The sequence below is a fragment of the Sandaracinaceae bacterium genome (assembly GCA_016706685.1).
GTDB lineage: Bacteria > Myxococcota_A > Polyangia > Polyangiales > Houyiibacteriaceae > JADJJE01.
This window is the reverse complement of sequence record JADJJE010000018.1, coordinates 98,737-122,568: the sequence shown is the minus strand read 5'-3', so window position 1 is coordinate 122,568 and position 23,832 is coordinate 98,737. Positions and strand designations below refer to the sequence as shown.

At 70.8% G+C, this 23,832-nt stretch carries 16 protein-coding genes and 1 pseudogene; 5 read left to right on the top strand and 12 right to left on the bottom strand.

Features of this window, described 5'->3' with window-relative positions; genetic code table 11:
- On the top strand, window positions 1-2,748 hold the full coding sequence (locus IPI43_22125) for a hypothetical protein (protein MBK7776795.1): 2,748 nt from the start codon (window positions 1-3) through the stop codon (window positions 2,746-2,748).
- A gap of 113 nt (window positions 2,749-2,861) precedes the next feature.
- On the top strand, window positions 2,862-3,821 hold the full coding sequence (locus IPI43_22120; protein ID MBK7776794.1) for a TonB family protein: 960 nt from the start codon (window positions 2,862-2,864) through the stop codon (window positions 3,819-3,821).
- A 30-nt stretch (window positions 3,822-3,851) separates the two neighbouring features.
- On the opposite strand, the gene IPI43_22115 is transcribed toward IPI43_22120, so the two are convergent.
- Together IPI43_22115 and IPI43_22110 are read right to left on the bottom strand one after the other, a co-directional pair.
- Complete coding sequence (locus IPI43_22115; protein MBK7776793.1) at window positions 3,852-4,478, bottom strand: YbhB/YbcL family Raf kinase inhibitor-like protein; 627 nt, start codon at window positions 4,476-4,478, stop codon at window positions 3,852-3,854.
- 49 nt (window positions 4,479-4,527) lie between these two features.
- On the bottom strand, window positions 4,528-5,574 hold the full coding sequence (locus IPI43_22110; GenBank protein ID MBK7776792.1) for a site-2 protease family protein: 1,047 nt from the start codon (window positions 5,572-5,574) through the stop codon (window positions 4,528-4,530).
- A 154-nt stretch (window positions 5,575-5,728) separates the two neighbouring features.
- Between IPI43_22110 and IPI43_22105 the strand changes: the two genes are divergently transcribed.
- Window positions 5,729-7,321, top strand: a complete 1,593-nt coding sequence (locus tag IPI43_22105) for a hypothetical protein (protein MBK7776791.1) — start codon at window positions 5,729-5,731, stop codon at window positions 7,319-7,321.
- A gap of 46 nt (window positions 7,322-7,367) precedes the next feature.
- Here the strand turns inward: IPI43_22105 and IPI43_22100 are convergent, their stop codons facing one another.
- From IPI43_22100 to IPI43_22080, 5 genes are all read right to left on the bottom strand, one after another.
- Window positions 7,368-8,459 (bottom strand): hypothetical protein, encoded by a 1,092-nt coding sequence (locus IPI43_22100; protein ID MBK7776790.1) that lies wholly within the window; start codon window positions 8,457-8,459, stop codon window positions 7,368-7,370.
- On the bottom strand, window positions 8,456-13,309 hold the full coding sequence (locus IPI43_22095) for a hypothetical protein (GenBank protein ID MBK7776789.1): 4,854 nt from the start codon (window positions 13,307-13,309) through the stop codon (window positions 8,456-8,458). The genes IPI43_22100 and IPI43_22095 overlap by 4 nt, the downstream gene beginning before the upstream one ends.
- 69 nt (window positions 13,310-13,378) lie before the next feature.
- Window positions 13,379-14,113, bottom strand: coding sequence for a hypothetical protein (locus IPI43_22090; protein MBK7776788.1), 735 nt, complete (start codon window positions 14,111-14,113; stop codon window positions 13,379-13,381).
- Window positions 14,114-14,465: 352 nt separating this feature from the next.
- The gene (locus IPI43_22085; GenBank protein MBK7776787.1) at window positions 14,466-15,356 is read right to left on the bottom strand and encodes a hypothetical protein; all 891 of its coding nucleotides are present in this window, start codon (window positions 15,354-15,356) and stop codon (window positions 14,466-14,468) included.
- A gap of 104 nt (window positions 15,357-15,460) precedes the next feature.
- A complete protein-coding gene (locus IPI43_22080) occupies window positions 15,461-16,717 on the bottom strand; it encodes a hypothetical protein (GenBank protein ID MBK7776786.1) in 1,257 nt (418 codons plus the stop codon).
- Window positions 16,718-16,840: 123 nt separating this feature from the next.
- On the opposite strand from IPI43_22080, the pseudogene IPI43_22075 reads away from it, so the two are divergent.
- Window positions 16,841-17,615 (top strand): annotated as a pseudogene (locus tag IPI43_22075) (nitroreductase family protein).
- 13 nt (window positions 17,616-17,628) lie between these two features.
- Here the strand turns inward: IPI43_22075 and IPI43_22070 are convergent.
- From IPI43_22070 to IPI43_22055, 4 genes are all read right to left on the bottom strand, one after another.
- Entirely contained in the window at window positions 17,629-18,699 is a 1,071-nt protein-coding gene (locus IPI43_22070; GenBank protein MBK7776785.1) for a hypothetical protein, read from the bottom strand.
- 12 nt (window positions 18,700-18,711) lie between these two features.
- Window positions 18,712-19,563 (bottom strand): GNAT family N-acetyltransferase, encoded by an 852-nt coding sequence (locus tag IPI43_22065; protein ID MBK7776784.1) that lies wholly within the window; start codon window positions 19,561-19,563, stop codon window positions 18,712-18,714.
- A gap of 379 nt (window positions 19,564-19,942) precedes the next feature.
- Window positions 19,943-20,968 carry a DUF2817 domain-containing protein gene (locus IPI43_22060; GenBank protein ID MBK7776783.1) on the bottom strand — a complete coding sequence of 342 codons (1,026 nt, stop codon included), beginning with the start codon at window positions 20,966-20,968 and terminating at the stop codon, window positions 19,943-19,945.
- The gene (locus tag IPI43_22055; GenBank protein MBK7776782.1) at window positions 20,965-21,735 is read right to left on the bottom strand and encodes a 1-acyl-sn-glycerol-3-phosphate acyltransferase; all 771 of its coding nucleotides are present in this window, start codon (window positions 21,733-21,735) and stop codon (window positions 20,965-20,967) included. Before IPI43_22055 ends, IPI43_22060 begins: the two co-directional genes overlap by 4 nt.
- A gap of 239 nt (window positions 21,736-21,974) precedes the next feature.
- Between IPI43_22055 and IPI43_22050 the strand changes: the two genes are divergently transcribed.
- On the top strand, window positions 21,975-23,000 hold the full coding sequence (locus IPI43_22050) for an AraC family transcriptional regulator (GenBank protein ID MBK7776781.1): 1,026 nt from the start codon (window positions 21,975-21,977) through the stop codon (window positions 22,998-23,000).
- Here the strand turns inward: IPI43_22050 and IPI43_22045 are convergent.
- Window positions 22,939-23,688 carry a hypothetical protein gene (locus tag IPI43_22045; GenBank protein MBK7776780.1) on the bottom strand — a complete coding sequence of 250 codons (750 nt, stop codon included), beginning with the start codon at window positions 23,686-23,688 and terminating at the stop codon, window positions 22,939-22,941. The genes IPI43_22050 and IPI43_22045 overlap by 62 nt on opposite strands.
- Between the last annotated feature and the right edge of the window lie 144 nt (window positions 23,689-23,832).

Sequence of the window (23,832 nt, the reverse complement as noted above, 5' to 3'; positions counted from 1 at the left end):
GTGAATCCCATGACGGCGTGGCTGGGAGCCCTCCTCGCGAGCGCGCTGTGGCTCCCCCTCGGGCACGCCCAGGCCGACGAGCTCCGGCAGTCGGACTGGTCGGCCGGCCCTGGCCAGGCGACCTCGAGCGACCTGGCCACCGAGGCTGCCTTCGCGAGCGTCACGGGTCAGTGGAGCGTGGACACCGCGGGTGAGCTCGGCGCCCGCGCCGTCGTATTCCGCAGCGGCACGGCCGTCCCCACGCGGTCCCTGCGAGCCATCGAGAGCGCCTCGAGCGCGCTCGCCTACGTGGGCTTCATGGGCTGCGAGGTGGCGCTCACGGACCCTGCGCCCGAGTGCCGCGCCATGCGCTTCTTCGTGCACCGCGACACCACCACCGGGGTCGTGAGCCTGGTCTCGGTGGCCGACGGGTCGGACACCATGGGCTGCTCGGGAGCCTACGAGGCCAGCTTCACGGCCAACGCGGGAGTCACGCTCGTGCACTCGGACGAGCAGGACGACGTCACGCTGGTGGGCGGCGTGGGCATGGTCTCGCACGCCTGGAACAACGGCTGTGGCGACGGGTTCATCCTGCAGCTGCCCAACAGCGGGGCCAGCGTGGACGGCGCGATCACCAGCCGCACCAACTTGCAGCAGCTGCAGGTGGTGGCCGATGCAGCCGGTGGCGTGCTGGTGGACGTGCCGCTGGGCTCGCTGCCCAACAACGGAGCGCCCGGCACACCGGTACCGTTCTTCTTCGCGTCCGGCCTCACGGGCTCGCTCGAGTCATCGGTGTTCGCGCTGGGGAACCCGCGCGGGCTCGTTGGCCTCGCGTTCGATGCCCAGGTGGGCGACGCCACGGTCGCCGTCTACCTGCGCACCGGGGCGAGCGAAGCCGACGTGAGCACGGCCGCCTGGTCGGGCCCGTTCGCGAGCGGCGCTGTGCTCTCTAGCGTGCCGCCCGGCGCGTTCCTGCAGTACCGCGTGGACGTGACGCTCTCGGACGTGTCGGGGACCCCGGGCGCGCCCGAGGCGTTCGCGCGCTTCGAGGAGCTCCGCATCGACCTCGACGAGGGCTGCGACTGCTCGATCGATGGCCAGTGCTACGACGCCGGCGACCTCAACGCCGCCAACGTGTGCGAGCGCTGCAACCCGGGCGTGAGCAGCGCCGTGTGGACCGCAGTGGACGATGGCGACCCTTGCGATGATGGGCGCTTCTGCACCGGCAGCGATGCGTGCCTGGCTGGCAGCTGCGTGGGCGGTGCGAGCCCCTGCGGCGATGGCCTCGGCTGCACCGACGACGTGTGCGACGAGTCCGTGGACGCTTGCGACAACGTGGTGGCCAGCGGCTGCGTGATCGACGCCGCCTGCGTGGCGAGCGGCGCGAGCAACCCGCTCGACGCCTGCGAGGTGTGTGACCCGCTGCGACCGCTGCAGTGGAGCGTCGCGTCCGGCTGCTCGGGCTGCAACACGAGCGACGACTGCAGCGCGCCGGGCTTGGGCGTGTGCGACTTGGGCGATCACGCTTGCGTGCAGTGCACCCCCGCCGAGGCGAGCGCGTGTGGCCCGCTCGCGCCCGTGTGCGACGCGGTGGCGCGCGCCTGCCGCGGCTGCACCAGCGACGCCGAGTGCGGCGACCCGAGCGCACCCTACTGTGGCCCGAACGGGCAGTGCGTGGCGTGCGAGCGGCACCTCGACTGCCCGAGCAACGCGCCCATCTGCGCGAGCGGAGACTGCCTGGTGTGCGTGAACAGCGTGGAGTGCTTCGACCGCGACCCGGGCGCCGGGCTCTGCAACGAGGACGCCGGGACGTGTGGCGCGTGCCTCGACGCGAGCGAGTGCCGCGACGCGGCAGGCGGCAGCGTGTGCATCACCGCCACCGAGGGGAACCGCTGCGGCTGCGTGGCCGAGGCCGACTGCGGCGTGGGCTTCACGTGCGACGTGCCGCGTCGGCGCTGCTTCCCGCTGGCCACGGCCGACAGCGACGACGACTCCGTGCCCGACGACAAGGACGCCGACGACGACAACGACGGCATCACCGACCTGGTGGAGGGTGCCGGCGCGGACTACTCGCTGGACCACGACCAAGACGGCACGCCCAACTGGCGCGATGACGAGGCGCTCGGCTTCCTGGACCTGAACGGCAACGGCACCGACGACCGCAGCGACGCAGACGCCGACGGTGTGCCCAACCAGCTGGACCTCGACGCAGATGGCGACGGCATCCCAGACACGCTCGAGAACGCCGGGCGCGACGTGCTGGACGCCAATCGGGACGGACGCCTCGACGACACACGCGACCGCGACCGAGACGGCCTGGTGACCACCGCGGACGCCGACGACGACGACCCGGAACAGACCGTGTCCGTGGTGACCGTGCGCGACACGGACGCCAACGGGACGCCGGACTACCTGGACCTCGACTCTGACGCCGAGGGCGCCACCGACACGACCGAGGCGGGGGGCACAGACGCCGATGAGGACGGCCGCCTGGACGGCACGAGCGACGGAAACATGAACGGGCTCGTAGACCGCGTGGACGTGATGGCGGGGGGGACGGCCCTTCCGCTGCCCGACGCCGACCGCGACGGCATCTGGGACTTCCAGGACGCCTCGGACGCTCCGCGCGTGGACATCCGCGGGGGCGCGCTGTGCTCGGCCGGCCATGGAGCGGGTGCGAGCCAGAACGGGGCCGTCTGGCTGGGGCTCGGCCTCGGCCTGCTGGTGTTCCGGCGGGGCCGCTGGGGGCTCAGGCGCCGTCGGGGGTGACCGGTCTCGGGGGCCAGGGAAGACGCCCCGCTACCCAGCGTACGACCGATCACACAAGGCGCGTTTCGGCTTGCTGAAATCGAAAACGAATATCAATATCTAACCCGTAGACCATGCAGGCGCTCGAAACCTCGACCGAGATGCTCCCTCCCGCGACGCTGCGGCTGGTGGAAGATCTCCCCCGGGAGGTGCGCTCGGACGCCCCTCCGGGCCGGGTCGAGCAGACGGGGCGGCAGCTTCGCGCACCCCGCGGGCCCGAAGGCGCCCCCGAAGGTCAGACCCGAAGGCGCACCGTGCCGGACGGCTGGCACGTGCCCGTGTGCGTGCTGCTGTCGGTGGGCGCCCACGTGCTCATGACGGTCTTCATGCCCAGCGCCGCAGCGCTGCAGCCCGTGGCCGCCGAGCCCGACCTCATGTTCATGGACCTGCGGGAGGTCATGCTGCCGGTTGCCCCGGAGCCGCCGCCCGCCCCCGAGCCGCTGGTGGTCCCGCCGCCACCCGAGGCCCAGCAGCCGCTGACGCCGCCCCCGGCAGCCGCCGTGACCCCCGCGGCCCCGCCTCCCGAGAGCGAGCCTGCGCCCAGCGCTCCGCCGCCCGCGGCCGCCGAAGTGCTGGCCGCCACCAGCGCCGCAGCCGGTGGCCCCGCGTTCACCACCGGCACCGCGGGCGGCAGCACGCACGGCGTGGGCAGCACCCCGACTGCCAGCGAGACCAACCCGGCCGCCACGCGGCCCAGCGAGGGAACGGGCACGGGCGTGGACATGCGCGGCCTGATGCGCGGCTACATGGCCACCCTCAACGGTCGAGTGCGGCCTGCCGTGGTCTACCCACGCGCAGCCGTCATCGCGGGGCTCGAGGGCACCGTGATGATCGGGCTTTTGGTGGATGCCCAGGGCAACATCCTGCGCCGCCGCGTGAAGCGCTCCTCCGGCCACACCAGCCTGGACACGGCCGTGCTCGAGGCCGCCGAGCGCCTGGCCAGCGTGCCCGCCCCGCCGGCGGAGCTGCGCACGGCTTGGGACGGCGGGCCACAAGAGATCACGGTTCCCATCCGCATGACGCTCGTTCGCTGAGCAAAGCGCGTGGGCCCGCAGGCCCGCGCTCTACTTGGCGTCCGGATTGATCTGGTACGTCCCCGCGATGCCCGCCTTCGCCACCACGTGCGGTGCGATGGCCTCGAGCACCTGCTCCACGCGGAACGTGCCTTCCACCGGAGCGCGCGGCACGTCCAGCGCATAGACCACGAACTGGTAGCGATGCAGCCGCTCGTCGTTCCAGGGCGGGCACGGTCCGTCGTAGCCGAAATACTGGCCGCCCATGTCGGCGTCGCCCGCGAACCACTCGGTGTACCCGTTCAGCCCGCTGCGCGTGCCGCCAGCGCTGTCGGGCCCGCTCTTGCCGCGCGGCGTGACGCCCACGCCGAACTCGCCCTCGGCGAGCGTGGTCTTGCTGGCGGGCACGTCGACCAGCGCCCAGTGGTGAAAGGCCACGCGCGGCAGGTCGTACGGCACGGTGCGGCCCTCTTGGTTCACGTCGTCGGCCTTGCTGGGCGCGTCGAAGTCCGTGCAGATGACCACGTAGCTCTGCGTGCTGTCCGGCGCGTCCGACCACGCCAGGTGCGGGCTCTTGTTGTCGCTCAAGCGCACGTGGCTCTCGGCGTCGTACGTGCCGAAGGCGCAGCGCGCGGGGATGGGGGCGTTGTGCTCGAAGGAGTCGCTGCGGAGGTCCATGCGCCGACAGTCGCCGGGCGCTGCGCGGGTGTCAACCGTCGCGCCGCCCTCACCCCCCGAAGATGTCGCGGTACGTCACCAGCACCATCACGCTCAGCAGGAACAGGATGCCGATGACGTGCACCGCCGTCTCGAAGCGCTCGTTGGGCTTGCGGCGCGTGATGACCTCGAAGCCCAGGAACACTAGGCGGCCGCCGTCCAGCGCCGGGAAGGGCAGCAGGTTGAACACGCCGAGCGCGATGGAGATGAGCCCGATGAGGCCCACGAAGTGCTGCCAGCCCTTGTCTGCGGCCTCGGCCAGCATGCCGGCGATGGCCACCGGCCCACCCACGCCCTCGGTGCTGCGGTCCTGGAACATGGTCGCCATGCCGATGAGAGTGCCCTTGGTGCGCTCCCACGGGATGAGCATGGCTTCTTCCAGAGCTTCCGCGGGCGACGCGCCGCGCAGCCCCTCCGTCGCCGCGCTGCCCACGCCGATGCGCGCGGTGTCGCCCTCGGCGCGCGGCGTGATGGTGAGCGTCATGCGCTCGCCGGCGCGCTCGATGACGTAGTCGGTGGCCACTCCCCCGCGGGTCCGTGTGGCGGCCACCACGTCGTCGAAGGTGCCCACGGGCTGGCCCGCCACGCTGATGAACACGTCGCCGGGGAGCAGGCCGCTCTCGTGCGCGGGCGAGGGCTCGAGCACGGTGCCCGCCTGCGGCGGCACGCTGGGCGACTGGTCGGGCATGTTGTAGCTGACCAGCAGCCCGAAGAAGATGAGCACCGCCAGGATGTAGTTGGCCACGGGGCCGGCCGCGATGGTCACGATGCGCCCGAGCACGCTCTTCTTGTTGAAGAGGCCCTCGTCGTCCGGGTCGTTCTCCTCGTACGGGTTCATGCCCGCGATCTGCACGTAGGCCAGGAAGGGGATGGCCGCGACCTGGAAGATCGTGTCGCTGCCCTTGGGCTGCCACTTGAACAGCGTGGGCCCAAAGCCGATGCTGTAGCGCAGCACCCGCATGCCGAACGCGCGCGCGGCGAGGTAGTGACCGGTCTCGTGTACGATGACCATCACAGAGAGACCCACGATGGAGACCAGAATCGTTAGCGCGTCCACGTTGTCGGACAGGATAGCCGTCCGGGGCGGCGCGTCGACCCGTGTCTTCGGTCGGCGCATTTTGGGGCTTTTGGTGTTGGTGGCGCTGAGCGGGGCCCTCCCCTTCCATGCGTGGGCTGACGAGACGCCCGTCCTGCACGAGTACGTGCCCGCCGTGAGCGACGACGAGCTGAGCGTCTGGGAGACCCCCGAAGGCACGCCGAGCGCCATCGTCTACGACGGGGAGGTGCTGGCCGCGCCCAACCTGACCAGCGCCGAGCCGCTGGGGCCGCGCATGGTGGCGCAGCCAGGGGACGGCATGGGGCGCGATGAGCCGGGGCGCCGCTCGCCCGAGTTCCGCCCCGACCGGGTCACCAGCCTCGAGCAGGACGTGGACTACACCGAGGCCTTCTCGCCGTCGGTCATGCCGCACAAGCGCGTGAGCGCGCTCGACCGCGTGGTGCTGGCCGCCGACGGCGTGCCGGTGCTGGTCGCGGGCTCGTCGGTGGTGGAGACGCTCACCGTGGCGAACGCCCCCGCGCAGGGGCGCGACCGCTTCTGGGGCAGCGTGACGCTGGACTTTCGCGGCGGCGCGCGGGTGCCCATCCCGTCGGTCAGCCCCGAGAGCCAGATCCTCAGCGTGCAGACCGAGCCGCGCGTGCCGCTGCAGTTCGAGCGCGACGAGGCCGGCAACTACTTCGTGCGCGCGCCGGCCGGGGCGCCGGCCGTCATTCGCCTGGCGTTCCTGACCGACGCGCCGGTGGGCTACTTCAACCGTGAGCTTCCCGAGGTGGGGCTGCCCGTGGGCGCGCGCGCGGCCGAGGTGCCGCTCATGCCAGCGCAGGTGCGCGAGAACGCCCTGGCCTTCGCAGCCGAGGTGCTGCACTTGACCCCGCGCAGCGGCTACACCGAGGCGCTCGCGGGGCTGGTGCATCACTTCCGCTCGTTCCGCTCGGCCAACGAGGAGTTCGGTGACGGTCAGGACATCTACGTGGACCTGGCCCGCGGCATGCTGGGGGTGTGCCGTCACCGGGCCTATGCGTTCACCATCACGGCGCTGGCCCTGGGCATCCCCACGCACTTCGTCATGAACGAGGCGCACGCGTGGGTGGAGGTGCGGCTGCCCGACGGCGACTGGCTGCGGGTGGACCTGGGCGGTGCGCCGGTGGGGGTGCGCACGCAGGGCGACCCCGAAGCGCCGCGTTACGAGCCGCGCATGCCGGACCCGCTGCCCCAGCCACCGGCGTACCGCGCAGCCCTCGACCGGGCCGGCGAGCCAGGAGACGGCGCGGGTGCCACCAGCACCGAGCCAGGCGCCGACAACGCGAGCAGCAGCGGCACGGAGGGCAGCGAGCCCGGGGGAGACGATGCTGCGGCGTCGGGCACGAACGGCAGCGAGGCCGCTTCGGGCACCCGCTCGTCTGCAGGGAGCGGCACGGCCAGCAGCTCCGGCACGGGTGGGACGGCTGCCGCCGAGCGCCGCGGGGTGCGCGTGCAGCTCACCACGTCCAGCCCCGAGGTGCTGCGTGGCCGGGCGCTGGAGATCCAGGGGCGCGTCGTGGACGACGCCGGCACCGCGGTGGGCCGCATGCGCGTGGAGGTGCTGCTCGCGGGTCGCGGCGAGCGCCTCTTGGGCGTGGCCGTGACCGACGCGCAAGGGCGCTTCTTCGGCGGCTTCGGCGTGCCCCACGACCTCCCCGTGGGCGACTATCGCTTGGTGGTGCGCACCCCGGGCGACGCGCAGCACAGGCCGGCGTCACTCGACTGAGAGCCCGGGGTGCTGCCCCGAGCTCGGCGCAGGTGCCGCGAACGGCTCAGGGGACGTGCGGGACGCCGCCCATGATCCAGTTCTGGATGGTCATGAGGCCCAGCGTGTCCGGGTCTTCGGTGCCCACCGGGGGCATCTGGTTGCCGGCCGTGCGGACGCTCATGCGCTGATAGACGGCGCTGTTGGCGAGGCTGTTGGGCGCTACGCGCAGCGTGTCCATGGTACCCCAGAACGAATCCCTGCCCGGCGTGGTGCAGCCCCCCGCCATGTCGTCGGCGGCATCGAGCGCGGTCAGGTAGGTGTTGGTCTCGCAGACCCCGGTCAGGCCCGTGACCAGCTGCATGTTGAGACCCACCTGCGGCGAGCTGCCGCCGTGGCAGTGCGCACAGTTGGCGTGCAGGTAGCCCAGCGCGTTGCGCTGCACCGTGGTGCCGGGCGTGGCGGCGCTGGCCATGGTGATGTTGGCGCTCATCTCGCCCGCCGCCGCCAGGTCATCGAGCGTGAGCGGGAGGTTCATGTCGGCCAGCTGGATGGCGTCGAAGCCCAGGCCCACGTCACGAGTGGCGGCGGCATGACACGCCAAGCAGTCCTCGCGCGACGGGATGTCGTGCGTGGTCCCCAGCACGTTGCTGAGCCCGTCCACGCCCACCAGCGTCACGTCGTCCTGCGTCTGGTTCCAGCCGTAGGTCTGGAAGGTCCACGAATCCATGCCCTCGCCCGCCGCCACCTTGGTCAGGATGCGCGTCTCGAGGCGCACGCCGCCGCGCGAGAAGGTCTTCCAGAACACGGTGCCCACCGGGAACAGCCAGCGGTCCGGGTCCGAGGTGTCGATGACGCCGTTCTCCGGGATGAACACGAAGCGCTCCTTCTCGGCCGCGTCGCTCCACAGCTGGAAGCGAGGGCGAAACGGACGCACCCCCGCCGCGAGCTCCGTGCACGAGCCCTCCACGTACAGGCCCGGGGGCCCGTCACAAGGGGGCGGCCCCATGTCTCGGTCCAGGTCGAGGTCCATGGGGACGTTCATGTCGTCCTCGGGCCCGAGGTCCACCGGCGGGAGATCCTCCCCATCGCCACAGCCCGGGGTGACCAACGCCAGGGCAAACGCCATGACCGCAACGCGAAACAGCTCGTCCTTCATCCTCGGCCTCTCGTTGTAGGAGTCTTCCCACGCTGCCGGCGCCGCGCGCCGAAGAGCACGAGCGCGACGAGCGCGAGCCAGCCTGCTGGGCTGCCCGACCCATCGCGCGACACGGAACATCCACCCCCACCACCCACGCCAGCGTCGGCGTAGCAGCGCTGCACACAACGCTCGCTGCTCAGCGGGTCCCCCAACCCGGGATCGCACACCTCGCCGAAGTCCACGATGCCGTCGCCGCAAAACGCGAGCTGGCAGGTGGGGCGACACGCGTTGGCGGTGGTGGGCGAGTTGCCCGCGCCGTCGTCGCAGTCTTCCCCGTCGTCCTGCACGCCATCCCCGCACGCGGGCGCCGTGCATACCGCGCGGCACGCATTCGGCGCCGTGTCGTTGTTCGCCTCGCCGTCGTCGCACTGCTCGGCTGGGTAGTCGATGACCCCGTCGCCGCAGGTGTTGGTGCACTGGCTCGCGCTCGAAGGCGGCTCGAAGCAGCTCCAGCCTGCCTCGATCTGGCAGCTCGGGTCGCAGCCGTCCTCGGGCACGATGTTGCCGTCGTCGCACGCCTCGCCCACGCTCTTGACGCCGTCTCCGCAGGAGCGCTCGCAGATGCCCAGCACCCGCGTGAAGCCCGGCGCGCAGTCACACGTGGGCGGCCCGCCCGCGGCGTTGCGGCAGACCTCGTTGGCCACGCACGGGTTGTCGGTGACGCACTCGTCGATGTCGATGCAGCTGACGCCCGTGCCCTGATAGCCGCTCTTGCACGCGCAGGTGAAGCTGCCCGGGGTGTTGGTGCAGTCGGCGAAGACGGAGCAGTTGTCCGTGTTCGAGAGGCACTCGTTGATGTCCGTGCAGTTCACGCCGTTGCCGAAGAAGCCGGCATTGCAGGTGCACGTGAAGCTGCCCACGGTGTCCACGCACGCGGCGTTGGGAGAGCAGTTGTCCGACTCCAACAGGCACTCGTCATCGTTGGTGCAGCCGCTGCCCGAGGCGCTGCCGTCCCCCGAGAACCCGTTGTCGCACTCGCACTCGAAGTTGCCCACGGCCACGCCCGGATCGGAGCAGCTGGCGTCGGCCACACAGTCGTCCAGGTTCGCGAGGCACTCGTTCTGCAGCGCGCAGGTGCCGCCCGAGTTGGTGTACCCGGCCGTGCAGCTGCAGTTGTAGCCGGGCGCGCTCCACGTGCCCCCCAGCGCCCGCTCGGTGCAGGTGCCGCCCACGCCGCAGGGCTGCGGGGACGCGCACTCGTTGATGTTGGTGCACGACGTGCCGTTGCCCGTGGTGCCCGGGTTGCACACACACGAGAACGAACCCGGGTTGTCGATGCACGCCGCGAGCGGTGAGCAGTTGTGCATGGCCGTGGTGCACTCGTTGATGTTCGTGCAGCCGGTGCCCATGGCGAAGCCGTCGCCAGCGTAGCCGTTCATGCAGTCGCACTGCACGTCACCGTCCACCGCGCTCGGATCGAGGCAGGTGGCCAGGCCCGCGGTGCACGGAGCAGGCACCGCCGTGCACTCGTTGGTCAGCACGCAGGTGGTGCCATCGAAGGCGTAGTCCATGGCGCACGTGCACGAGTAGCCGGGAGAGCTCCACGACCCGATGGGCGTCTGCGAGCAGCTCACGCCGTTGGGCCCGCACGGACTGCCGGCGCACTCGTTGATGTCCACGCAGCCGGTGCCGCTGGCCTCGCCGTTGCCCATGTAGCCGGCGGGGCAGGTGCACGTGAAGTTGCCCACCGCGCTCGACGGGTCGTTGCATGTGGCCACGCCAACGCAGTCGTCCACGTTCGCGGCGCACTCGTCGATCAAGACGCAGGCCGTGCTGGTGCCGTTCAGCTGGTAGCCGGACGGGCAGCCCGAGCAAAAGTACCCGGGGCTCTGCCATGCGCCGCCGATGGCGAACTGATTGCACGCGCCCGGCGAGCACGGGTTCCCCGCGCACTCGTTCTGGTCCAGGCAGCGGTCGCTCCAGTTGGTGTCGTTGTTGACCGGCACGGGGCTGCTGCCCGTCACGCAGGTGAACGAGAACGCGTAGTTGAAGCTGGTGGCGTTGACCGCGTCCATGTGCGCGGCGGGGCCGTTGGCGCGCGAGGCCGTGCAGCGGATGTTGGTGGCGCCACAGGCCACGGTGGCGGGGAAAGCCGAAGCGCAAGCCAGGATGTCGCAGGCGTCCTCCGCGCCGCGAGGGAAGCCAGCCGAGCCAGGGGACCCGCCCGCATCGGCCACGTCGAGGAATTCGTTCTCGTTGCTGGTGCCGTCCCCGTCTACATCGCCGTTGCGCACGCCAACGGTCCAGCCGTTGTTGCGGTACAGGATGCCGAACGGGTTCAGGCAGGACGCCCACGGCTGGCCGCCGGAGCTCGGGCCACACGGCGCACCACCGCCTCCAGCGGGGTTCACGTGGCAGTCACTGCACTCTGCGGTGTAGGACGCCTCGTTGAGCGCCGTCAGGCCATAGCGGGTGTTCACGTAGGTGGGGAACGCGTAGGCCGTGGTCGGAAGCGAAGCGCCTCCGATCACGAGCGCAACTAGAAACGTGGACGCATTCGAGATGCGCCACCTCCTTCTCGCCAGCCAGGCGAGCCCGATCACCAGTCCCAGCCAGTAGGGCGCGCTGGACGAGCCGCCGCCCTGCGCCGAGCAGTCGGCCGAGTCTTCGCACGCGCGGTCCGGCACCACGGTGCAGTCGCCCTGCAGGCACACGCCGAGGGTGCAGTCCCCCGCGGCCGGGCACTGGTCGTTGGCGTTGCAGTTGCAGTCGCTGTCCGCCGCGTCCACGCGTCCGTCGCAGTCGTTGTCGATGCCGTCGTCGCAGGTCTCGCCCGCGCGCGGGTTGATGCTGCGAACGCCGTCGTCGCAGTCGGCGCCGAAGCGGTCCTCGCCGAGGTCCAGGCAGTCGCCATCGCTGGTGTCGTCGATGCCGGCGCCGCAGAAGCCGTCGCCGTCCACGTCCAGGTAGCGCCCGCAACTGTCTAGGTCCTCGAGGTCGATGCGCGTGTCGCAGTCATTGTCGCGGAAGTCCTGACAGAGCTCGTCGGCCCCCGGGAAGACGTTGACATCGTTGTCGTTGCAGTCGGGGTAGCGGTCGTTCTCGCCGTCGTCGAGACAGTCGCCGTCGTCGTTACGGTCGATGCCCAGCGGGCAGAATCCGTCGCCGTCGTTGTCGAGGGCGGTGGTGCAGTCGCCGTCGTCGAGGTCGAGCAGGCCGTCCTGATCGTTGTCCTTGTTGTCGGAGCAGTGCTCGGGGGCGCCCGGGTAGATGGTGCCGTCGTTGGGGGCGGCGTCCATGTCGCCCGTCTGCTCGCTGGCGTCGGTGCAGTCCGCGTCCCCGTTCAGATCGCGCCCCTCGGAGCAGTAGCCGTCCCTGTCGGTGTCGGAGAACTCACTGCAGTCCGAGTCGAAGGCGTCCACGCTCCCATCGCAGTCGTTGTCCAGGCTGTCGAAGCAGCCTTCTTCGGTGGCGGGGTTCACCTGATCGCTCGCGTCGTTGCAGTCGCCCGCCAGCCCGAACTCGCCTGGGTCCAGGCAGTTGCCGTTCAGGTTCAGGTCGCGGCCCACGGCGCAGTACTCGTCACCGTCCGAGTCGAGGTAGCCCGCACAGTCAGGGTCCCCCAGCGAGGGCTCGCCGTCGCAGTCCTGGTCGGTGGCGTCGGTGCAGATCTCGAGCGCGGTGGGGTACACCAGCTGATTCGCGTCGTTGCAATCTTGCGCGCTCCCGTCCGACTCGTTGGTGCCGGCGCAATTGCCGTCGTCGTTCAGGTCGATGCCCAGCGGACAGAAGCCGTCTTCATCGCTGTCGGCCAAGTCGGCGCAGTCGAGGTCGCGGAAGTCCGGGAAGCCGTCGCAGTCGTTGTCCACGACGTCCGTGCACACCTCCGCGATGTTCGGGTTGACGCTCGCGTTCTGGTCGTTGCAGTCGCCTTCGCCGAGCGACTCGCCGTCGTCCAAGCAGTCCCCGTCGTCGTTCAGATCGCTTCCGATGGGGCAGAAGCCGTCGTTGTCTTCGTCGGCCTCACCGGTGCACGCGCTGTCGAGCATGTCGATGTCGCCATCGCAGTCGTTGTCCACCGTGTCGGTGCAGTTCTCGAACGCGCCAGGGTTGGCGGTGGGCTGGGTGTCGTCGCAGTCCACCGTGGCGCCAGGCTCGCCGTTGTCTAGACAGTCGCCGTCCGCGTTGAGATCGCGGCCGCTCAGGCAGTAGCCGTCGTCATCGGCGTCCACCACCTGGGCACACTCGGGGTCCTCCACTGTGGGGAGCCCGTCGCAGTCGTTGTCCGCGAGGTCGGTGCAGAGCTCGACGGCGGCGGAGTTGACCGAGGCCACGTTGTCGTTGCAGTCGAACGCACCGTCGTTCTCACCCGGATCCAGGCAGGAGCCGTTGTTGTTCGTGTCGCGTCCCACCCAGCAGAAGCCGTCGTCGTCGGCGTCGAACGCCCCCGGCGTGGACTCGGGGAAGCCTGGGCGGGTGACGTAGGAGGCGTTGCCCGGCGCGGGGAGACCGGGGAACCACGTGCCCGCGGCGTCCTGCAGCTCTTGCCCGTTGGTGAAGCCGTCGCCGTCTGCATCGCCGGCCGCGACCGCCGCCGACCACTGGCGGCCGGCCGCGCCGAACGCCGCTCCGAACGGGTTGTGGCAGGGCTTCATGCCGCCGCTGGCGACGCACCCGTCACCCCCGTTGGCGTTGTTGTGGCAGGTGATGCACGGCCGCGACTCTCCCACGTCGTTGGTGGCGTAGGCCACGTTGGGGACCTGCGCCGCCAGCTCGGGGAAGGCCCTGGCCCGCTCTGGAACGAGCGCCAGCAGCAGCGTCGCCGCCAACACGGCGGGCAACCACGAGCAACGATGGGAGAGGGGCATGGGACTCCTCGCGGATCAACAAGAGCGAAAGACGGGGGACGCCGGCACGAACGCCGGCGCCAAAGTCCGCTAGAGCGGAGGGAGCAGCTCGAAGCGCATCCAATAGAGGGCGGCCTGGGGCAGGTCCTCGGTGGCGTCGATCGTCACGAGATACTCGCCGGCGTCGAGGCCGGCGGTGTTGAGGACGGGGCAGCCGTTCGAGTCCACGCCGCCCGAGATGGGCTGACCGCCAGCGCGGTTCCGGAGCGTGATGGAGAACGGCGCCACGGTGTCGGCATCGCACGGCGTCTCGGCGCCGCCGAACGACTCGATGGCCGTGACCGCCAAGCGCGACTGCTCGGGGATGTTGAGCGCGTAGACGTCCGGGTAGCAGTCCACCTGGCCGCCCACGGTGCCGCGGATGCGGAGCAGGCTGTTGACGTCGAAGACCAGCACGTTGGCCTCCACCTCGTTGTCGTTCGGGATGCTCTCTTGCGCGCCATCCTGGCGGATGATCTTGCGGCAGAGGTTGTCGCAGGCGTCGGTGTTGATGTCGTTGCCGTCGTCGCACGCCTCACCGTGCTCCACCATGGCGTTGCGGCAGGTGGGGTGGTAGGCGTTGAGGACATAGGTGCCGCCGCCCGCGTTGTGATCGTCGATGCCCAGGTACCAGCGCCCGCTCGTAGCGGCCACGAAAGCAAAGTGCTCGTCGCTGCTGCTGCTGCAGCGGTCGGCGAAGAAGTCGCAGCTGCGGTCGGCGCAGGTGCGGTTGCCGCTGTTGTCCTCGTCGCCCGAGCTGAACAGGTAGAGGACGGGGTCGCGCATACTGGCGTTCGGGTCGTCCGGGTTGGCGGCGAGGTGGAAGTGCCAGTAGTCGCCCGCCTCCACGTCCACCGCGAAGAAGACGTCGTTGCCCTCGGTACCGCCGCCGCAGCTGCTGCGCAGGTTGTTGGTCGCCTCCGTGGTGTCGATGAGGAGGGGCTGGCCTACACGGGGGTTGATGATGGGCGTGTCGGACTGACCGCAGCGCTCCGCACCGAACATGACGGGGCCAGTGTCCGCCGAACCCTCGAAGGCGCGCAGCGAGCCGGAGTCGACGATGGTGCAGCCGCTCGCCCCGAGCGACGCGAGGGAGATGAGCCCGAAGAGCGCCTGGCGCCCGACCTTGTGGAACCGACTAGAAGTCATAGGTCATCCCCATTTCGACGCCCTGAGCCGAGACGCCCAGAGAAGGTGTGAGGCGAGCAGCGGGGGCTGGCGCATCGTCGCTGTCGCCGTCCCAGTCCGTGAAGAAGATCAGGGTCACCGCCCCGATCAGCGCTGCGCCGCTGATGCCCAGCATGGTGTTGGTGAGCGTCTGGCGGGACTTGGCGCGGTTGTACCGTTCGCGCGCCTCCGCCCGTTGTTCGTCCGTGGGGGGGAACTCGCTCGCGGCGTCGGTCGTGGCGATGTACCCCTCGTAGCTGTCATCCAGCGCGCGCGTGCGCAGGCCGAAGCCGAGGGCCATCGCCCCAGTGGCCACGGCCACGCCACCCACGGAGATCATCAGCGCCGGGTGTGCGCCACCGCTCGCAGCCTCCTCGGCCAGGCGACGGTGCTCCTCGGCGAGGCGACGCTCTTCTTCGGCGGCGCGGCGCTCGGCGTCCACGCGCTCGGCCTCGAGGCGAGCCGCTTCTTCACGCGCGTGGCGTGCCTGGATGCCCGCGCGCAGCTGGGCCACGCGGGACTCGATCTCGGCGCGGTTGGGCGTCTCGGGGTCCTCACGCAGGAACTGCTCGAAGATCGCGAGGGCCTCGTCGTCGCGGCGCAGACGGTCGAGCGTGGTGCCGATGTTGTAGAGCAGCGCAGGACGGCGACTGAGGTCGTACGCCTGCTGGAAGCCGCTCAGCGCGCGCTCGTACTCACCCACCGCGAACGCTTCGCGCGCCGACTGGAATAGAAGCCGCGCTGCCTGGTCTTCGTTGGTGGGACCCGGTTCGTCCGCGCCCGGCTGAGCGAGAGCGACCGCCCCGCCACCGAACAGCGCCATAGAGAACAGGGAGAACGCGAGAAGTACACGTATCTTCATAGATCTTGAGTCCCGTATCGGTCCAGGTGAGGAGCAGGGCTCACCCGTCGCTTCGAGGCAGCATACGTCGAGTGCTGCACAATTGGCCACATGTCTGTGTAGTTTTACCTACACGGTTGCGGCGCGCGGCTTCGCCGGCGCCGGAGCCCCAGCGCCAGGGCCAGCAGGGCCGCCTGGACGAGCACGGGCCAGTCCTCACGGTGGGACAGGATGTCGCACCCTCCCGAAGGCTCGGGGTCGGGCGGCGTGACCACCAGCAGAAGCGAGTCCCGGGCGATGTCGGCCAAGTCGCGCTCACAGATGCCCGTGTTGTCGCCCTCGGGGCAGCCCTCGCTCACGGTGACGTCCCGGAAATCCAGCACCACGTCGAAGGTGGCGCCGGCATTCATGGAGCGAACGAGCGCAGCGGTCTGGCCCGTGTGCGGGATGGGGCAGACATACAGCCCGGTCGCGTCTTCCAGCACGCAGCTGGCGTCCATGGCCGCGTCCACCACGGCGGGCGCGCCGCTCTCGGGCACCCGCAGCAGGCCGCCCACTTGCTCCTCCGGCTGCGCGATGACCCACAGGTCTCCGTCTGCGCCGGCATCCGTGGCCCCACGCAGCTCGCGCCGCTGCAGCACCTCCGTGATGACACCGAGGGCCGCGTCCACTTGCAGCAGGCGCTCGGGTGGGCTCTCGGGTTGCCGCGCCGTCACGGTGCGCAGGTACACCCGGCCCGGGTCCGTGCTGGAGACGTGCGTGATGACCAGGGTCAGCTCCCCTGCCACCAGCGGCACACTAAGCGTCTCGAAGCTGCTGCCGGAGGTCTCGCTCCACAGGAGCACGCCGGCCGGGGTGGCCAGCGGGGTGTCGCCCGGAATGAAGCCCGCAGCAAACACGCGGCTGGCATCGCTGGGCGCAACACGCACGCTCTGCATGCGGGCACCCACCACCAGCGGCGTGAACGACGCGCCGTCGTCGTCGCTGTACGCGATATAGTTGTCAGGGACGGGGTCGGCCGTCACCGCGAAGATGCGAGCACCCAGCGCCGGCGGCGCATGGACGTCCGCCACGAACACGAACTGGAGCTCGCCCTCGGCGCGCGCCCAGCTGCAGTCCCCGCCCGGGCGGCGGTACAGGCCAGCGATGGTGCCCGCCAGCAGCGTGCCCGTGGCGGTGCGCGCCAGGTTCGGGATCAACGACTGGCCGGTGTCCCCGTAGGCCTGCGAGCAGGTCCAGCGGTAGACGCCGTCCTCCCCCTCGATGACCGGACCGCGCGTGGTGAAGAGCACGTTGCGGCCGTCCATGCGGAAGAGCTGGTTCACGCCCAGCGGGCGACCGTGCGCCCGCGCCGCGCCGGGACACAGCAGCGAGAGCGCCATGGCAGCGCTGAGGACCGAAGTGACCGAGAGAGCCGAGCCGAGGGAGCGAGGAACGGGCGGGCCAGGGGCATCGGCGCGCAGCGTAGCGTCCGTCGGGGCGGAGTGGAGTACGCTATCGCTCGCATGAGCACCGCCACCGAAAAGCCCTCCGTCAAAGACTACCAAGAGCCCGCGCCGCAAACGGACATGGACGCGTTCGCCCGCGTGGTGGAGTCACGCCGCAGCGTGCGCCGCTTCCACGACGAGCCGGTGCCCGACCACGTGGTGGAGCGCTGCCTGGACCTCGCGCTGCTCGCGCCCACCTCCAGCAACCTGCAGTGCTGGGAGTTCTACCGGGTGGTGGACCCCGACAAGAAGCGCGCCCTCGCAGCCGCTTGCCTGGGACAGCCGGCGGCCACCACGGCGCCCGAGCTGATCGTGGCCATCGCGCGCATCGACACCTGGCGCGAGAACAGCGAGCTGGTGCTGGACTCGCTGAAGGGGTCTCCCTACCGCTGGCCCAAGACCATGCACTTCTACTACGAGTACATCACGAAGGTGGCGTACACGGTGGGGCCGCTCTCCGCGATCGGGGCGCTCAAGCGCGCGCCCATCCTGCTCACCGGGGCTGGTGCGGGCCATCCCACGCGGGCCGGCGTCGCGCTCGGAGCTCATCACGTGGGCCGTGAAAACCAGCGCGCTCGCGTGCGAGAACCTGATGCTGGCCTTCCGCGCGGCGGGCTACGACACCTGCCCCATGGAGGGCATGGACGAGGTGCGCGTGAAGAAGATCATCGGGCTGGGCGACAACCCCGACGCCATCGTGACCATGGTCATCAGCGCGGGGCGGCGGGCGCCGGGCGGCGTGTATGGCCCGCGCCTGCGGCTGCCGCGCGAGCGGTTCGTGCACACGGTCTGAGCCGCAGCCCTGCTCAGCGCAGCACGTGGCGCACCATGAACACGCGGCGCAGGTGGCGCGGCGGCGGGCTGGCCTCGATGCGGGCCAGCCGGTCGATGGCGCTGGGCGTCAGCCAGTAGAGCACCACGTCCCAGTCGCGCGGCGCACCCGCGCGGTCACCGTCGCGGTTGGCCGTCTCGTCGTCGGCGGTGATGCCATCGCTCGGGCCGTCGTCCGCGCCGAGGCGATCCACGTCGTTGGTCACCGGGACCGAGGTGCCGAAGAGCGCCGCTTGCCAGCCACGCAGGAACGCGGCCGCCTCGGGTGGGGTGAGGCCCTGATCCGTGAGCGCCGTGCGCAGCGCCGCGAAGCCCACCGAGGCGGGCGAGGTGGGTGTGCCGAGGCGCAGGGTGCGCTGGCCGTCCTCGAGCGGGGTGACGCTGGTGAGCACGCCCACGGCCGTGCGGCGGATGCGGATGACCGACCCCTGCGTGCCTCCCGGGGCGAGCTGCGCAATGACGACGTCGTTGTTGTCGAGCGTGAGGCCGAGCGGCAGCGCGGGCGGGCTGATGGGCGCCCAGAGCCGGTAGAAGAGCAGCGGGGCGCTCGCCGCGCCCACGGTCAGACAGCGCGCGTCGGTGGTCTCGTACCGAGCCAGCTCGTAGACCTCGCAGTAGCCGTCGAGGCAGCGCGCGTCGAGGACGTCGGTGGCGCCGGGGTACTGGCCGCGACAGCCGGCGGTGCCCACCTCGGCGCGCCAGCGCAGCGGGCGGAGGTCGGTGGGCGGAAAGTGCTCCACGGGGTGCAGCGCGTCCGGCAGGTTCACCTGCACGGTGAGCGGAAATGGGGCGGGCTCGTCGGAGTGCACGTACAGCACCGGCTTGTCCACGTTGAGCTCCATGCGCGGCTGCCCCGCCCCGGCGGCCACCTCGAAGCCCCCTGGGCGCACGGCCACCACGCCCCACTCGTGCAAGTCGTAGACGGGGCCTGTGGCGCTTGGCTCGGCGGGGGCCGCGCTGGGTGTTTCGCTCTCTCCCGCAGCTTCACCGCCCGCGCCGCAGGCCGAGAGAAGCAAGGCCACCACCAGACACCACGCGCGCTTCATCGCGTCAGTGTATCAGGCGGCCTGGTTGGCGCCCACGGAGGTCAGGCTGGCCAGCACGCGCGGCTCCATGCCGTGCACGTCCAACAGCACCATCAGGTCGCTCACGTTGAAGTCGCGGTCGAAGGCCGGCTCGCTGATCACGCGCGCGCCGAGGCGGATGTACGTGGTCATCAGCGCGGGAGCCTCCACCGCGGCCAGCTGCGCCGCCACGTCGGCGAGCGGAGGCATAGGCTCGCGCACGTGGGGCCGCGCCGCGAGCAGGATCTCGCTGTCCACGTGGCCCTCGCCCTGCAGCCGAGCCAGCAGCGCGTACATCTCGGCGGGCACGAGCGTGGGCACCGAGCAGCAGCCGAAGAGGTAGCGCTTGTTGTTCCACGCGAGGTACCGCGCCAGGCCCGCGAAGAGCATGCGGATGACGCGCCCGTTGCGGTGGTCGGCCGCCACGCAGGCCCGTCCCGCTTCGACGGCGTCGCTCGCGATGTGGCTCGGGAGCGCGCCCAGGTAGTACTCGGAGTCCGAGTAGAAGGACTCGCCGTGCGCCGTCTCGCGGGTCATCAGCCGGTAAGTGCCCACCGCCTCGCCCGTGGCGGTGTCGAGCACGAGCAAGTGGTGGCAGCGCGCGTCGTACGGGTCGCGGTCGAGACCGCTCTCACGCGACGCGGCCAGGCCCTCGTTCAGCTCTTCGTTGAAGACGCGGAAGCGCAGGCGCTGGATGGCCTCGAGGTCACGTCCGTCACGGGCGAAGCGCAGGGTGTAGCGGCGCGTGCGGATCTCGTCGGGCGGGAGGCCGCGCGGGTGGCGCGGGTAGACCGAGCACTCGTCGAGCTGGGGCGCCTCTAGCGTCGTGGTCGTCGTGGTCTGCATGATGTTCTCCTCTTGTTGGAGGCCATCGTGGGGTGCGCATGCAACGGGGCGGCAACGGAGCGATCACAAGCACGCAACGATGGGCACCCACGGCTCAAGCCGTGGGCAGCAAACTAGGCCTCGACCACCTGAAAGTCCCCCCTTCGGGCGGACTAGATCGTCGTGAAGTTGGAGGCCGTTTTACCAAGGGTACTCGGACCCCTGCAGCTGTTGTTTGTGTCCGGCCACCCTGGGTAGAACACACCCCGTTGCCGACCACTTAGTCCGCCCGACGGGCGGACTTTCGGTATGTCCAGGCCAGGTTTGCTGCCCACGGCTTCAGCCGTGGGTGCCCAATGACTCGGCTCCCAGCCTCGATCCGCCATCGAGGGGACCAACATCATCCGTACCAGCGCCGGTAACCCGCCGTCAGCGCGCGCTCGCGCTCGATGGCACCGGTGGGCACCCAGGCATCGGCGCTCGACACCGCGCGCCGCAGGAACTCGAGCAGCGGCAAGTGGCGACGCAGCGTGCGCTCGAGGCGATGCGGGGCCACGGGGTGAAAGCCTCCGTCGCGGTGCGTGACCAGCTGCCACGGGTTCTTGCGCACCCAGGTCCACGAGCCCATCTCGAGCGTGAGCGGGATGAAGCGGCCGGGCGGCAGGTCCGTGCGCGCCAAGCGCTCGGCGTAGAGGTGGTCCCAGAGGTCACCGCGAATGGTGTACGCCTGCGCTTGAGGCTCGATGGCGTAGACGTGGTGCGGCAGGCTCACGTCCAGCAGCGCGGCCAACGCCGCCGTCTCGGGCAGGCCAGGGAACGGCGCGCGCGTGTAGGCGTACGGGAACCACAGGCGGTCGCGCAGACCAAAGCCCGAGTGGGCGTCCAGGGTCACGGCGCAAGACGCGGGGAACACGTGCTCGCGGACGAACGCGCACAGCGCTTGCGCCTCGGGCTCCATCGCGTCGGGCGCTTGATCGCCCGCGAACCACGGCAGCTGCGAGGAGAGCGTCTGCCCGCCCACCAGCGGCGTGGCGCGCTGGCGCGGGTCCACCGGCGGGGCGTTGCGCATGAGGTCCACGCCGCGTGCGTTGCTGCGCGTGGAGTGCAGCATGCCCCACGGGTTCACGATGGGGAACGTGGCCACGCGCACGTGCTCCAGCTCGCGCCGCAGGGTGCGGTCCCACACCAGGCGCGCGGCCAGGCTCTGCAGCTCCGCCAGCACCACCTGCGCGCCGATCCGCTCGAGCCCGTGCACGCCGCCGATGAGCGCCAGCGTGGGCGCGCTCGGGTCGGTGGCGCCGAGCGTGATGTCCAGCAGCGGCACGCGCTGGCCGTCCACGTCCACGTGCCCACGCACGGTGGGACGCGCCCAGGGACCGAGCGCGTCCAGCACCACGAACAGCTCGTCCAGCTCGGGGAAGCTCACGCTTGGGCGTGTGGCGCGACCCAGGCCCGCACCTGGTCGCGTGCGTGCTTGGCGCAACGGTCCTCGCCACCAGCGCTCACCTCGAGGGCCGGCAGGAAGTGCAGGTGCACGTGCGTCACCGGCTTGCTGGCCGTGCGCAGGTAGTGCGGCAAGAAGCTCTGCGAGCCCACCCAGGGGAGCTCGGGGTCCTCGTAGCGCAGCGCCATCGGCACCACCGGCACCCGCGCGATGCGGGCCGCGCCGAAGATGCCGCGCCGGAACGGGAGCACCCCTCGCCCCGATGTGGTCGTGCCCTCCGCGAAGGTCAGCACCGACACATCGGAGCGCAGCCGCGTGACGGCCTCGCGGATCACGCGTGCCCCGCTCTGCGCATCGTCCCGGTCCACGAACAGCGCGCCCAGCGCTTCGAGCGCGGTGCCCACACCGGGCCAGTCGCGCACCTCGCGCTTGGCGATGGCCGTGGCCGGCATGCACGAGAGCACCGCCAGCGGGTCCAAGTAACTGACGTGGTTGGCGACCAGCGCCACTGGCTGCCGGGGGATCTCGCCCGTGACGTGAACCCGCACGCCGTGCACCGCGCACAGCTGCTGCGCCACGAAGCTGAGCCGGGCTGCACGCGCCAGGCAGTCTTCGGCCGGGTCGTCGATGCCGCGCAGCGACTCGTTGGCCACAGCCTCGGCGATGAGCAACGTGGTCCGGCCCAGGCGGCTGCCGCTGCGGCGCGAGGCGCGGAGCGGGGACTCGGTGATGATCGACTGGTTTTGCATGTCCACCACGGTGCGGGCGGATGGCAACGCGAGCGTGCCCCGCAGGCGACAGGTGGGTGACGAGTGCCGAGGAGCCCGCCTTGTCCCCCACCCTCCCCAGCTGGTAGACCGTGGCACGAGGTGGTCACGGAAGTGGGCCATCGCGCTCACGTCGTGGACACCGGCGGCGAGGCCCTTCAGGGAGAGGCACCCTCGGGCCTGCCCGCAGGGCAACACGGCCACGGCCAGCAAGGCGCCCCATGAGCCACGACACCCCTACCCTCTCGAGTCACTTCGTCTGCGGACTCCTCGCTGGGGCGGCCCGGCGGGGCGTGGACCCGGTGGCCACGGCGGTCCGCTTCGGCTGGGACCACGCGGCGCTGCACGAGCCCGGGGCCCGCGTGACCGCGGCCGACTTCTCGTCGCTGGTGCGCTTCCTCTGGGACGCGTGCGATGACGAGCTGATTGGGATGACGGCCTCGCCCTGCCCGCGCGGCGCGTTCGCGCTGGCCTGCGAGCTGGCCATCCACCAGGAGACGCTGGGGCGCTCGCTCGAGCGCTTCATGAGCGCCTTCTCCGTGCTCACCCGCGACATCACGCTATCGCTGAACCTCGAGGGCGAGATGGCGGTGTGCCGGGTGCGCGTGCGCGACCGGGCGCTCGACCCCACCGGGGTACTGCAGGAGCTGTGGCTCATGATGGTGCACCGCGTCGCCTCGTGGCTCATCGCGCGGAAGATCCCCATCGCTCGGGCCGACTTCGCGAGCCCCCAGCCAGCGCACGCGGACGACTACGGCCTCATCTTCCCGGGCACCCACCGCTTCGACGCCGAGTGCGCGGCGCTGCACTTCTCCACGCGCTACGTGGGCCTGAGCACGGTGCGCACGGAGTCCGAGCTCGAGCGCTTCATCCACCAGAAGCCCGTGGACGCCACCACGGTGCAGGGCGACGACACCACCTTCTCCACGCGCGTGCGCACCATGATCCTGCGCCAGCGCGGCCTGCCGCTGGCCATGCCCTCGCTCGAAGAGGTGGCCGAGTCCATGCGCATGAGCACGCCCACCCTGCGCCGGCGGCTGCGCGAGGAGGGCACCACCTACCGCGACCTCACCAAGCGGCTGCGGCACGACGTGGTGCTCAGCAAGCTGGCCGACCCGCACTTGTCGGTTGGGGAGATTGCGCACCTGGCGGGCTTCGCCGACGCGGGCAACCTGACGCGGGCGTTCAAGCGCTGGGAGGGCGTGAGCCCCACGAGCTATCGGGGCGACCGGGGCACACAACACTGAGCTGATGGGCCCAAGGCCGTCGGTCAGGGTCTTCGCCCGCCCGCCGTTCGAGCCCGAGGACGTCCTTCATGATCGCCGGACCCTTCTCGAGCTCGACGCGGACGCGGGAGCGACTCTCTTCGGGGCGGTCCTCGCGGTGCACCGAGACGCGGGCCGCCCAGAGAAAGCAGTAGCTCGCGATCAGAGTGAGCAGCACCCACACGAGCACCGACGCGGCGTAGCCCGTGCGGTGAGTGCCGAACGTGACCGTGAGCTGCGGTTCCGTTGGGCTCCCGAGGAAAGCGAGCAACTGGCTCGCCGCGAGGCCCGTGGACTCGGGCCCGGCGAGCACGTCGTACGTGTGGACGCGCACGTCCGGTTGGACAGCTCCGCTCGCGGTGCGACCCATGCGCAAGAGCACGTCGTGCTGGGTGGTGGTGACTGACGTGCCCCGGTTGCGGTTGGTCGACGTGACCGTCTCGACGCCGACGCCGACCATCTCAGCGATGGGGAGTTGCTCGTCCTGGACGCGGTAGAGAAACCCGTGCGACTCGACGTGGCACGTTCCCGCCGCGCGCACGCAGGTGATAGTGCTCACGCGGCCGAAGAAGCTGCCCACGACGAGCGCCACGACGGCAGCGCCAACGAGCGCGGGGAGGAGCGGGGGCGTCATCTTGCGAAGAGCGATGGTCGAGACCGCAGCAGCCATTCCGGGTCTCCTAGCACGTGGAAACGCGGACGCGACGGTGGGTGAGATTGCCCACCTGGCGGGCTTCGCCGACGCCGGCAACCTGACGCGGCCCCACCAGCTATCGCGGCGACCGTTTGACGACGCTCGCCTCGGGCTCGACCT